Origin of the sequence: Agromyces sp. Marseille-P2726 (assembly GCF_902809835.1) — a bacterium.
GTDB lineage: Bacteria > Actinomycetota > Actinomycetes > Actinomycetales > Microbacteriaceae > Agromyces.
Genome location: NZ_CADDWM010000013.1, coordinates 40,851 through 53,464, shown reverse-complemented (window position 1 = coordinate 53,464; position 12,614 = coordinate 40,851). Strand labels below are relative to the sequence as shown.

9 protein-coding genes and 1 tRNA gene are annotated in these 12,614 nt (G+C 68.9%); 5 read left to right on the top strand and 5 right to left on the bottom strand.

The window, feature by feature from the left end; genetic code table 11:
- Positions 1 to 18: 18 nt before the first annotated feature.
- Positions 19 to 1,080: an IS110 family transposase gene (locus HUS56_RS08290; protein ID WP_173922943.1), complete on the top strand. Its 1,062-nt coding sequence runs from the start codon at positions 19 to 21 to the stop codon at positions 1,078 to 1,080.
- A 56-nt stretch (positions 1,081 to 1,136) separates the two neighbouring features.
- On the opposite strand, the gene nusG is transcribed toward HUS56_RS08290, so the two are convergent.
- From nusG to HUS56_RS08275, 3 genes are all read right to left on the bottom strand, one after another.
- Complete coding sequence (nusG, locus tag HUS56_RS08285) at positions 1,137 to 2,063, bottom strand: transcription termination/antitermination protein NusG (RefSeq protein WP_173922942.1); 927 nt, start codon at positions 2,061 to 2,063, stop codon at positions 1,137 to 1,139.
- A 63-nt stretch (positions 2,064 to 2,126) separates the two neighbouring features.
- Positions 2,127 to 2,402, bottom strand: a complete 276-nt coding sequence (gene secE, locus HUS56_RS08280; protein ID WP_173922941.1) for a preprotein translocase subunit SecE — start codon at positions 2,400 to 2,402, stop codon at positions 2,127 to 2,129.
- A gap of 40 nt (positions 2,403 to 2,442) precedes the next feature.
- Positions 2,443 to 2,515, bottom strand: a tRNA-Trp gene (locus HUS56_RS08275).
- Between the two features lie 304 nt (positions 2,516 to 2,819).
- Between HUS56_RS08275 and HUS56_RS08270 the strand changes: the two genes are divergently transcribed.
- Complete coding sequence (locus tag HUS56_RS08270) at positions 2,820 to 3,263, top strand: hypothetical protein (protein ID WP_173922940.1); 444 nt, start codon at positions 2,820 to 2,822, stop codon at positions 3,261 to 3,263.
- A gap of 8 nt (positions 3,264 to 3,271) precedes the next feature.
- A complete protein-coding gene (dgt, locus tag HUS56_RS08265) occupies positions 3,272 to 4,789 on the top strand; it encodes a dGTP triphosphohydrolase (RefSeq protein WP_173922939.1) in 1,518 nt (505 codons plus the stop codon).
- A 12-nt stretch (positions 4,790 to 4,801) separates the two neighbouring features.
- Here the strand turns inward: dgt and HUS56_RS08260 are convergent, their stop codons facing one another.
- The gene (locus tag HUS56_RS08260; RefSeq protein WP_173922938.1) at positions 4,802 to 7,849 is read right to left on the bottom strand and encodes a hypothetical protein; all 3,048 of its coding nucleotides are present in this window, start codon (positions 7,847 to 7,849) and stop codon (positions 4,802 to 4,804) included.
- 87 nt (positions 7,850 to 7,936) lie between these two features.
- Here HUS56_RS08260 and HUS56_RS08255 point away from each other — a divergent pair, with 87 nt between their 5' ends.
- Positions 7,937 to 9,154 carry a pyridoxal phosphate-dependent aminotransferase gene (locus tag HUS56_RS08255; RefSeq protein WP_173922937.1) on the top strand — a complete coding sequence of 406 codons (1,218 nt, stop codon included), beginning with the start codon at positions 7,937 to 7,939 and terminating at the stop codon, positions 9,152 to 9,154.
- Between the two features lie 191 nt (positions 9,155 to 9,345).
- Positions 9,346 to 10,977 carry an FAD-dependent monooxygenase gene (locus HUS56_RS08250; protein ID WP_173922936.1) on the top strand — a complete coding sequence of 544 codons (1,632 nt, stop codon included), beginning with the start codon at positions 9,346 to 9,348 and terminating at the stop codon, positions 10,975 to 10,977.
- A gap of 148 nt (positions 10,978 to 11,125) precedes the next feature.
- Here HUS56_RS08250 and HUS56_RS08245 read toward each other — a convergent pair whose 3' ends face one another.
- A complete protein-coding gene (locus tag HUS56_RS08245; RefSeq protein ID WP_173922935.1) occupies positions 11,126 to 12,613 on the bottom strand; it encodes an amidohydrolase family protein in 1,488 nt (495 codons plus the stop codon).
- Position 12,614 lies beyond the last annotated feature (1 nt).

The window sequence follows — 12,614 nt, the reverse complement described above, 5'->3', positions numbered from 1 at the left end:
CGAGAGGAGACACCCATCATGCTACCCACCCCGAACGCGCCCGTCCCGGGCACGACTGTCGTCGTCGGTGTCGATACGCACACGGACACCCATCACGCGGCAGTGCTTGATCTGAACGGCCGGCTCGAAGGCGACGCCGCGTTCCCGGCGACGCCGGCCGGTTACCAGGCACTGGTGGACTGGGCCGGCTCGTACGGGATCATCGACCGGATCGGGGTCGAGCTGACCAGCTCGTACGGTGCCGGCTTGACTCGGGCGCTGACCGGTGCAGGGATCCACGTCCTCCAAGTGAACACCACCGACAAGGCCACCCGCGCCCGACGCGGCAAGGACGACCGCAGCGACGCGATCGCTGCCGCGCAGAAAGTCCTCGCCGGGATGGCGACCGCGATCCCGAAGGACACCACCGGTGTCATCGAATCGATCCGGATGCTGACATTGGTGCGGAATTCCGCGGTGAAGTCCCGCACGCAGGCGTTGAACCAGATCAAGGACCTCCTCGTTACCGCGCCCACCCCGCTACGGGAACAACTCCGCCGATTCAGCCTGCCCACGATCGCGAAACACGCGGCCGCACTCCAACCCGACACCGGGCGGTACGCCGATCCGGCACACGCAGCCGAGCATGCCCTGAAACGTCACCGCGTCGCCGCCCTGAACGACGAGATCACCGCCGCAGATCAGGAACTACGCGCCCTGACCACGGCGACCGCACCAACTCTGCTCGCTCGTCCCGGGCTGGGCGTCCACACCACCGCCCAGTTCCTGATCACCGCCGCCGAGAACATCGACCGGATCACCAGCGACGCCGCATTCGCCAGACTCTGCGGAGCCGCACCCGTCCCAGTATCGTCCGGACAAACCCACCGGATGCGACTGCACCGCGGCGGCGACCGGCAAGCCAACCGAGCGCTGCACATGATCATCATCGGCCGGATGAAGAACGACCCCGACACCCGCGCCTACATCACCCGAAGACTCACCGAAGGCCTCTCAAAACGCGACACCATCCGCGCCCTGAAACGCTACGTCGCCCGCCAAGTCTTCAACGACCTCAAAACCGACCTCACCAAGAATTGACATCCATAGGACCATCGACCGGAATTCGCGCGGCGCTACTCGACGACCGGAACGGGCTACAGCTTGGTGACCTGGTCGAAGCTCAGCTCGACGGGGGTCTCGCGCTCGAACAGCGACACGAGCACCGTGAGCTTGCCGCTCTCGGGCTTGATCTCGCTGATCGTGCCCGGAAGGCCCGCGAACGAGCCGTCCTTGATGGTGATCGTCTCGCCGATCTCGAAGTCGACCTCGGCCGGAATGGCGCGGGCTGCTCCGGCGGCGGCGCCTGCCTTCGCGCCCTTCGCGGGCGCGACGTCCTTGATCTCGACGAGGCTCTTCAGCATGCCGAAGGCCTCCTCGAAGCGCAGGGGGGTCGGGTTGTGCGCGTTGCCGACGAACCCGGTGACGCCGGGAGTGTGGCGGATGACCGACCAGCTCTCCTCGTTGAGGTCCATGCGCACCAGCACGTAGCCGGGAATCCGCACGCGGGTCACCATCTTGCGCTGGCCGTTCTTGATCTCGACCACGTCTTCCATCGGCACTTCGACCTGGTAGATGTAGTCGGCCATGGCCATCGACTCACGGCGCTGCTCGATGTTCGCCTTCACGCGGCGCTCGAAGCCGGCGTAGGAGTGGATGACGTACCACTTGCCCGGGAGGAAGCGCAGCTCGTTGCGGAACTCCTCGTAGGGGTCGACGACCGTGTCCTCCTCTTCGACGACCGCCTCGAATGCCGCCTCGGCCTCGTCGGCGGAGTCGATGTCGAGGGCGTCGTCGATCACGGCGTCGGCCTCGGGGTCGGATGCCTCGGCCATCGCATCGAGGACGGCATCGAGGTCGACGTCGTTGCCCTCATCGTCGACGACGTGCACCGCACGCTGCTCGGCCGGCTCGACCGACTCCTCGTCGTGCTCCGCGGTGTCGCCCTCCTGGACCTCGTCGACCTCGGACGACTGCTCTGCCGCGGTGGCCCAGTCGACGTCGTCGCGCTCGTACTTTGACACTTCTCTCGATTCCTTTGCTTCGTGCGCCTTCGCCGACGCGGACCTCGGACCGAACGGCCCGGATCAGCCCGCCGGCGTTCCGAAGACGAACAGCACCAGCCAGCTGAAGAGCTGGTCGAGACCCCACACGATCGCCATCATGATGACGACGAACACGAGCACCACGGCCGTGAAGTTCAACAGCTCCCGGCGGGTCGGCGTGACGACCTTCTTCAGTTCGGCGATGACCTGCCGGATGAACAGGGCGATCCGTGCGAAGGGGTTGCGCCGCGCCGCGCGTTCGCGCTTCGCGTTGGCGACGACATCCTCGCTGGGTTCGTCGACGATCTTCCGTGCCACCTGTACACCTTTCGATGGGCCGACATTCGCTGCCGGCTCGCAGGGCGGACAGGACTCGAACCTGCAACCTGCGGTTTTGGAGACCGCTGCTCTACCAATTGAGCCACCGCCCTATGGAACGACCGGCGTACCGGGAGCTCCGCGGGGTGTTTCCGACAGCACGAACCTGCGTCGTTCTTCAGGGGATCAAGCCCGAAAATAGGCGCAGACAAGCTTGGCTGACTTCAACAACCCCACCAAGTGTATGCGACGCCGAAGGCGGAGTAAAACCAGCGGATGCCCCGCACCTGGCGCCGAAGGCGCCGGTTTCACCCGATTCGCGTGATGTCGCGGCATCCGTGCGGGCCCTACGGTGGCCGCAGCAGCATCGCGCGGCGATCGCCGGGCGTCCCCAGTTGTACGGAAGGATGGATTCCCATGAGCGACACCCGCGTCAGCGGCGACGCCCGCGTCAGCGGAGACACCCGCGTCACCGGATGGGTCGGCTGGGGCGTGTTCGCGGCGATCATGTTGATCGTCGCCGGCGGCTTCGACGTGCTGTACGGATTCATCGCGCTCGCCCAACCCGACAGCGCGTACCTCGTGAGCCCCGAGGGCGCCCTGTTCGTCTTCGACATCCAAGGCTGGGGCTGGTGGCACCTGATCACCGGCATCCTGCTCGTCGTGATCGGCGCCGCGCTGTTCTCAGGGGCGACGTGGGCGCGAGTGGTGGCGATCATCCTCGTGATCCTGAACGCCATCGGGCAGCTGTTCCTGATTCCCGTGCAGCCGTGGTGGTCGCTGATCGTGCTCGCGATCGACGTCCTCGTGATCTACGCGCTCACCGTGCACGGCCACGAGCTGAAGGCGGCTCTGCGCTGACGGCGCCGATGCAGGCTGGGCGGGCGACGCGACGGGTCCCGGAACCGCGATCGAGCGTCGAGGTCACCGGCGAGCACTCGCAGTTCCGCCTCGATCTCGAGCGCATCCGGTTCTCGCCGTACTTCTCCCGGCTGTCCGCCGTCACGCAGGTGATCGCGCAGCCGCAGGCGGGGCCCCTCATCCACAACCGGCTCACCCACTCGATCAAGGTGACGGCCGTGGCACGCGCGATCGCGATCACGCTGACGGATGCCGCGTCACCGGCGCACCCGCTCGCCGCCGAGCTCGGCTGCGACGCGGTCGTGGTGCAGGCCGCGGCGAGCGCGCACGACTTCGGACACCCGCCGTTCGGTCACCTCGGCGAGCGTGTGCTCGATCGGCTCGCCCGCGAGACGCTCGGCCTCGCCGACGGGTTCGAGGGCAACGCGCAGACGTACCGCATCCTCGCGACGCTCGACGTGACCGAGAACGCGCCGCACGGCCTGAACCTCACGGCGGCCGTGCGTGCGGCGGTCGCGAAGTATCCGTGGACTCGGTTCGTCGACGTGCAGGCCTTGGGCTCGGGCCCGCTGCCGCGTGGGATGCGGCGCGTCGGCGGCGGTGTCGACATCGTGAAGTTCTCGGCCTATGACCTCGACGCCGTCGACCTCGCCGAAGCCCGCAGCAGGCTGCCCGAGTACGAGCAGTCGCTCGAGTGCTCCGTGATGGACATCGCCGATGACATCGCGTACTCGATCCACGACGTCGACGACTTCTACCGCGCCGGACTGCTCAGCCAAGGGGCCGTGGCGCGGGAGTTCCGAGGATGGGTCGACGGAGCAACCGAGTTGCGCAGGCTCGGCGATGAGGCCCTGTCGCTGCGCTCGGCGCCGCCCGGCGCCGCGCTCGAGGGCCTTCGGCGCAAGTTCCACCGCAACGACGCGTGGGCGGCTGACGACGATGCGTTCGCAGAAGCCGTGGGGGTCGTCGCGCAGGACCTCGTCGACGGGCTCCTGGCGACCCCGTTCGACGGTTCGATCGCATCCGAGCGAGCACTGTCGTCGTTCACGAACCGCTGGATCAGCCACCTGCAGACCTCGGTCGTTCCGGCTCCGCCCGGCGAGGCGCGCACGGGACCGCTCACGCTCGACCGGCTCGCGTGGCACGAAGTCGAGGTGCTGAAGTTCGTGCACCGCCACTTCATCCTGGAACGTGCCGACATCGTGATGTACCAGCGCGGGCTCAGTCGGGTGCTCACCCGCGCGGTGAAGGGCCTCACGGCCTGGATCACCGACGAATACGACCGCCATCGCGTGCCGCAGCGACTGAAGGAACTCGTCGAGATCGCGACTGACGGGTACGAGCGCATCCGTGCGGCCGGGTCCGAGGGTGCGCCCGTGCCCGACAGGTCGGAGGCCCTGCGGATGGGAATCGGCCGGGGTGTGATCGACTACGTCGCCTCACTCTCCGATGACCAGGCGCTCGCGGTGTCGGAGGCCATCGACGGCCGGCCTGATCGGCTCTGGGACATCGGCCAGAACCTCTGAGGCCGCGGCTGATCATGTGCTCAGGGGCAGCCCTGCCGACCGTCCGGCATTGGCCGTCCGGCGTCCGCCGGACAGCGCGACGAGCGAACCGACGACGACGAGCACTGCGCCGGCCCCTGCGACCCACCACGCCGTGTCGGCCGGGATGTCGAGGTACACGCTGATGCCGAGGATGCGCGAGAGACCCCACGGCAGCAGGGCCATCTCGTCGTTCCAGAGCGTGAGCGCGGCCTCGAGGCCGATCAGACCGATGATCGCGCCGATGATCGCGAGCACGGCGCCGACCGCGGCGACCACCGTGGCGACGGCGCGTCGGACGCCGATCTGCCCGGCGAGCCCCCAGGCACCCGCCACGATCACCCAGCCGAAAGCGGCGAACGCGACGGTGACGTATGCCGACCGCGCGAGCGGGTCGGTCCAGAAGTGGAACCAGTAGCCGCCGGGCCCGGTCGGCGCGAGGACCACGAGCAGGAGCAGGACGCGCAGCATCGCCGCGCCGCCGACCGCGGCGAGCACCGGCCACGCCGACCGGCTGCGCAGCGCGAACAGCAGCACGAGCACGAACACCGCCCACGCGCCGAGCGACACCGCGAGGTGCGACGGCGCGAGGAACCAGGTCTGGATGCCGCGGCTCGCCACGAGCGCGAGGGCGGGCACGCCGACCACCAGCGCGCGGTCGACACGCGTCAGTCCCTCGGTCGCCTCCGCGGCGCGCCACGGACGGGTGGCGCCGACCCAGAGCGCGCGTGCGGCACGGGCGCCCGGCCAGCCGGCACGCGCAGCCCCGGCGGCGATGCCGTACGCGATCCAGGCGGCGACGAGCACGAGCAGGATGCGGGCGGCCCACGCCATCGGCAGGTCGCGCTCGGCGCGGTCCACGCCGAGCTGCGCCGCGACGAGGTTGTACGCCGGATAGTAGGGGTCGCCCGCGTAGGCGGCCTGGTGCGCGGCGGCGGATGCCTCGAACGCGCGCCGCGCGGCATCCCATGCGTCGTGCGCCGACTGCTCCCCCGTGTCGTGCCACTGCGCCTGGCGTAGGAACATCTCGCGGTAATCACCCAGCATCGCGTAGGTCGACGCCTGGTACTCGAGCGTGTCGAGGAACGCGGTGCGCAGCGCAGGATCGCGCCAGGTGGCGGCATCCGTTCCAGTCACCGCCTCGCGCATGCGCTCGACGGCCGCACTCGCCAGGTCGCCACCTGCGATGGCCTCGTCGAGCTCATCGCGGCTGACGTCGTAGATCACGTCGAGCACCGCGCTGTCGCCAGTGACGATGTCCCACTCGAAGATCCACATCATGGGCGGCGGCTCGAGGCCGATCGCAAAGACCCGACGATCCGCGAACGGGCCGATGTAGAGGCCCGCGGCGATCGCCTCGCGAGACTGCGCCATGGCCTCGCCGATGGCCTGCACGGTGGCGGGGTCGTCGGAGAACCAGCGGCGTGCCCAATCGGCCGTGAGCTGCGCGGGGTCGGCACCGGGGTCACGCGCGAGGCGCACGGCGAGCTCGGTGTTGAGCTCGTAGAGCTGCCAGAAGCCGGCCTTCAGCTCGAGCGAGAGCGGGCCGGCGCGCCACGGACCGCCATCCTGGGTCCAGGTCCAGATGCCCTCGAGGTTCGGGTTCGCGGCGATGAACCGCTGCAGCGCCTCCTGATAGAGCACGCCGAGGTCGTTCGGGAACGCGCCGAAGTTCTCGAACTCGCGGCGGCTCTGGAACTCGACGATGCGGCGGTGGTCGCCGACCTCCAGCGTGTGGTTGAGCGGGAGGTGGCTGTAGAAGTCGCCGAGCGTGTACTTCGTCGACACGATGAGACGGTCGGACGCGATGCCATCGAGCACCGCCCGATACGAGTCGTCGTTCGTGTGCATGTCCCCGACGGCGCCCACGCCGACGCTCCAGGTGCGGAAGATCACCTCGCGATCGGCACGATCGGCCTGCTCGGTGAACGCCGTGAGCATCGCGCGGACCGAGTCGACCGTCGTGACCGCGAGCTCGGAGTAGTAGTCCCAGCCGGGCAGGTCGTAGACGCGGCCCGCCTCGCCGATGCGGATGAGCACGCCGTCGACGTACGGCATCGCCTCGTAGAGCTCGTCGAGTCCGGCTGCGTAGACGTCCCAGAACTTCGGATCGTCGGTGGCCAGTCCGCCGAACCGCTCGGTGAGGTACGCCTCGAGCGGCGTGGTGAGCGTGAGCATGTCGGTGCGATAGAACACGCGCAGGCCCGCGTCGTGCGCGAACTCCCACATCGGCCCGAACGCCTCGCGCATCGCATGAGCGCGGGCGACGTGCTCGTCGTCGGGTCCGTACACGTCGTCGCCGTCCCCGACCTCCGAGAACGTCAGGTACTCGACGAGGCCCGGGATGGCGATCGCGTTGTAGCCCTCGGCGAGCACGTGCCGCACGTACGCCTCGAAGTCCGCGCGGGCGAGCGCGAGCGCCGTCTCGTCGATGTAGGGCGCATCGGGCAGGATCACGTCGGCGAACGCCTTCGAGTTGTGCGAGTAGTCGTCGCCAGCGGCCCACTCGTCCTCGTCGACCGTGACGCCGACGGCACCGAGGTCGACCATGCGGAATCCGAGCTCGGATTCGACGACCTCGCCGAGGCGATCGTCGACGGGACGGCCGTCGCGCACGGCGGCGGCGAGGTCGTAGACACCCAGGGCCGCACCCGCCTCGGATGCCGCGACGACACGCAGCGCGTCAGGCGTCCCCTCGAGCCGGTACGTGTCTTCGCCCTCGGATGCCGCGGTCTCGCCGCTGCCCTCGAGCACCACGTCGAGCGTGGCGGTGCCGTCGGTGGCGCCCGCGGCGGCGACGGCGTCGCGGAGCTCATCAACCGCCATGCCCACCCGAGTCGATGCGGGTGCCGTCACCGTCGCGAACGCCGGGGGCAACGCGATGGGCGCCTGGGGCGCAGCCATGAGCGTCTCGGCGGGGATCTCGGACCGTTCCGACCGGATGCCGAGCGCATCGGTGAGCAGGAACGCGAGCCCCGCGCCGAGAGCGAGCAGGACCAGGAGCGCCCCCCCGGCGCGCAGGGGTCGTCGGGGGTGCGTCATCCCGCGGCGCAGCGTAGCAGAAGGGGGACGAATGTCCCAGTTCGGGATCGGCTGTCCCGCGGCATCCGCTCGCCCTAGGCTGTGAGCGTGACCGAACCCGCCCGCCTCTCCGCCCGCATCGCCGCCATCGCCGAGTCCGCAACGCTGAAGGTCGACGCCAAGGCCAAGGCGCTGCAGGCCGAGGGCCGCCCGGTCATCTCCTACGCCGCAGGCGAGCCCGATTTCGCGACGCCCGAGTACATCGTCGAGGCGGCGCTCGCGGCGACGCGCGACCCGAAGAACTATCGGTACACGCCTGCCGCCGGATTGCCCGAGCTTCGTGAGGCGGTGGCCGCCAAGACGCTGCGCGACTCGGGCCTCGAGGTGTCTCCCGGCCAGGTCGTCGTCACCAATGGCGGCAAGCAGGCGGTGTACCAGGCCTTCCAGGTGCTGCTCGACCCGGGCGACGAGGTGCTCGTTCCCACGCCCTACTGGACGACCTACCCCGAGGTGATCAAGCTCGCGGGCGGCACCCAGGTCGACGTGTTCGCGGGAGCCGATCAGGGATACCTCGCCACGGTCGACCAACTCGAGGCCGCGCGCACCGACCGCACGAAGGTGCTGCTGTTCGTGTCGCCCTCGAACCCGACCGGCGCCGTCTACCCGCCCGACCAGGTGAAGGCGATCGGCGAGTGGGCGCTCGAGCACGGCATCTGGGTGGTGACCGACGAGATCTACCAGAACCTCACCTACGCCGACGCGCCAGGCGGCGCAGCACCGCGGGCGGTCTCGATCGTCGAGGCCGTGCCGGAGCTCGCGAACCAGACCATCCTCGTGAACGGAGTGGCGAAGACCTACGCGATGACCGGATGGCGCCTCGGCTGGATGGTCGGCCCCGCCGATGTCATCAAGGGCGCCGCCAACCTGCAGTCCCACCTCTCGTCGAACGTGTCCAACATCTCGCAGCGCGCCGCGATCGCCGCGCTCACGGGCCCCCAAGACGCCGTCGAGGAGATGAGGCAGGCGTTCGATCGGCGTCGACGCGTGATCGTCGACGAACTGTCCCGGATCGACGGCGTCACGGTGCCCGTCCCCCAGGGCGCGTTCTACGTGTACCCCGACGTCACGGCCCTGCTCGGTCGCGAGTGGGGCGGCGTCACCCCCACGACCTCCCTCGAACTCGCCGATCTCATGCTCGAGCAGGCCGAGGTCGCCGCCGTGCCGGGCGAGGCGTTCGGTCCCAGCGGGTACCTGCGTTTCAGCTACGCGCTCGGCGATGCGCCACTGCTCGAGGGCGTGCAGCGGCTGCAGACGCTGTTCTCCTGATCGGTCCCACGCCTTCGGAGGCACCGGCCGGGCTCGGCCTGTTTAGTGAGCCTTGACACTTCGGGGCAGCCGGAGGACCATGCATACATAGTCATTCAGCGACACTGCACATTTTGGTGACAGCTGTCTTTCCTCGGCATACCGCCGAGCGTCACCGCTTGCGATATCCGGGAACTGTCCAAGGAGGTACGGTGAACGAAATCGAAGTTCCGGTGCTCATCGCCGGAGGAAGCCTGATCGGACTGACGGCCTCGGTGCTGCTCGGGTCCCAGGGTGTGAAGAGCCTCGTGGTCGAGAAGCACCGGGGCACGGCCATCCATCCCAGGGCCGCCATGCTGCACCAACGCACGACCGAGATCTTCCGTGAGGTCGATCTGGGCGACGTGGTCCGCGAGGCGGCAGCGCTCGAGTTCGTGCAGAACGGCGCCATCATGGCGGTCGAAGCACTCGGCGGCAAGGAGCTGGTGTACTTCCAGAAGAACGTCAACGAGGGCGTCGACCACCTGAGCCCTGAGCCGCGCCTGTTCATCACGCAGATCGGCTTGGAACCGATCCTGCGCGAGAAGGCGGAGAGCCTCGGCGCCGAGCATCGGTTCTCGACCGAGCTCGTGAGCTTCGAGCAGGACGAGACGGGTGTCCGCTCCGTCATCCGCAATCGCGGGACCGGCGAGGAGGAACTCGTCCGATCCGCCTACCTCATCGCGGCCGACGGCGCGCACAGCACGATCCGCGAGCAACTCGGCATACGGATGCTCGGTCGCGGCGACTTCGCGAACTGCATCACGATCTACTTCAAGGCCGACATCGATGCCCTCATCGGCGACCGCAACCTCAGTGTCATCTACGTCAACCAGCCCGGCCTGCTGGGCTTCTTCCGCTACGCGATCACCCGGGACGGTGGATTCCTCGTCGTCTTCTCCGCGCTCGACGAGAACGGGGAGAAGATCCCGGATGTCGGAGCGAACGCCGACACGGAGCAGTGCGTGCGGTACGTGCGCACCGCGCTCGGCGCATCCGATGACCTGCCGATCACGATCGAGAGCGTGCAGCAGTGGGCGGCATCCGCCGGCTGGGCGGAGCACTACCAGAAGGGCCGCGTCTTCCTCGTCGGCGACTCCGCGCACGTCATGCCGCCCACGGGCGGCTTCGGAGGGAACACCGGAATCGTCGACGCCCACAACCTGGCGTGGAAGCTCGCCGCGGTGCTGCAGGGGAAGGCGGGCGAGGACCTGCTGGCGTCCTATGAGCAGGAGCGACGTCCGGCCGGCGAGATGACCTCCGAGCAGGCGTACTCGCGCTACGTGCTGCGGGTCGACCCGACGTTGGGCAAGGACGACATCGAGGAGCCGCTCGACGACGTCGCCATCGAGCTGGGCCCCGTGTACGCGTCCGAGGCGATCGTCGACTCGGTGCCGTCCGAGAAGCCCGTGACCCAGAACCCGCGTGAGCCGGGCGCCCCGCTCGGCGCACGGGCGCCGCATCTCTGGGTCGACCGTGACGGTCGACGCGTGTCGACGCTCGACGTGTTCGGGGGCGGCTTCGTGCTCCTCGCGGGGGCGGAAGGCCAGGCCTGGAAGGATGCCGCGAGCCGGGCCCTCGGCTCGGAGGTCACGGCATACCGGGTGGCGGCCGACGGCGACCTCGTCGCGGCCGACGGCGAGTTCGAGGCAGCGTACGGCATCGCACCGACCGGGGCGGTGCTCGTTCGCCCCGACGGCGTGGTGGCGTGGCGAGCCGACGCGACCGCCCACGCCGAGGGCGAGCTCGACGGCGCGCTCCACCGCATCCTCGCCCGGAACGAGGTGCCGTCGGCGACGGCCTGACCCGCCCGAGGGATGCTGCGCGCCGCGACGACCCGCCGTGGCGCGCAGCACTCGTGGTTCGACCGCATGAACAGCTCGGCGCTCGTCCTCCAGCACGAAGCCGCCACTCGAGGGGACGACGAGTGGCGGCTTCAGTCGATCGGCGGCGTCAACCCACCTGGGCGCCTTCCTCTTCCGCGTCCTGTGCCGCTTCGCCGTCCGCGTCGGGTGCACCCTCGCCCTTCTTGTACTGGTACGGGTTGTACAGCACCTCGGTCTCGGGAATCTCGGGGTACTGGCCGGCCTCCCAGTCGTCTCCGACCTCCTGTTCGAGGTACGACACCGTCTCGTCGAGCTTGCGCTTCGTGCCCTCGAGATCGCCGGCGGTGAGCTTGCCCTCGTGCTTGACCACTTCGCCGCCGACGAGCACGGTGTGCACATCGCCTCGCTGCGACTGGTAGACGACCTGACCCCACGGGTTGATGAGCGGCGCCCACGTCGGCGAGTCGTCGTTCTTGAGGAGGATGACGTCGGCGAGCTTCCCCTTCTCGAGGCTGCCGATCTGGTCGCCCTTGCCGAGCGCCTCGGCCCCGCCACGGGTCGCCATCCGCACGACATCCTTCGCACGGAGCTGGACATGCGTGATCGTCAGGGCCGGTTCGAGTCGGTGCGCCGTGAGGTGCTCCAGCGCTCGGTCGGCATTGATCGTCGCCCGCATCGCGGAGAACAGGTCGGCGCTCACCCACACCGAGGTGTCGACCGAGAGGGAGGCCGGGATGCTGTACTGGCGCAGCTTGTGGATCGGCGGGTAGCCCTGGCCGCACGTGTCCTCGGACTCGGTCGCCAATGAGACGTTGCCGCCCGTCGCGGCGATCTTCTGATACGACTCGTCGGTCAGGGTGGCGGCGTGCACGTAGGTGTAGCCCTCCTTCATGACGCCGGCGTCGTACGCGTTCCTGATGCCCCAGTCGTTCGTCGCGCCCCAGACGCCCGCGTGCGTCGTGACCCGCAGTCCGAGTTCCTCGGCGACGCGATATGCGGCGAGCTCGGGGAAGTTCTCGTCCTGGTTCGGCACGTCGAACGCGATCTGCGCCCCGAACAGCCGTGAATCGTCACGTGCACGCGTGAGCAGCGACTGGATGGCGGGATCCGCCGTCCACTCCCACGGCGACTGGTGGATGTTCCCGTATGCGAAGACATAGCGGCCCGGCGAACTCGCGAGCGCGTCGTAGGCGGCCTCGCCGTGTTCGATCGAGCTCAGCCCGTGCGACCAGTCGAGCGTCGTCGTGACCCCGGACTCGATCGCGTCGAGCGCTGAGATGAGGTTGCCGGCGGCGTAGTCCTGGGGGCGGAACTTGATTCCGTGCTGCAGGTAGTACCAGACGAAGTACTGGGTCAGCGTCCAGTCCGCGCCGTAGGCGCGCATCGCGGTCTGCCACATGTGACGATGGGTGTCGACGAAGCCCGGCAACACGATGCCGCCCTTCGCATCGATCTCGAACGTGCCGTCGGGCACCGTCAGTCCGACTCCGACGTCGGCGATCCTTCCGTCGACCACGAGAACGTCTCCGTCCCGAAGGACGGTGTCGGCATCGTCCATCGTGAGCACGATGCCGTTACGGAACACAATGGGTTGGCCCGGCTGCAGTGATGTCATG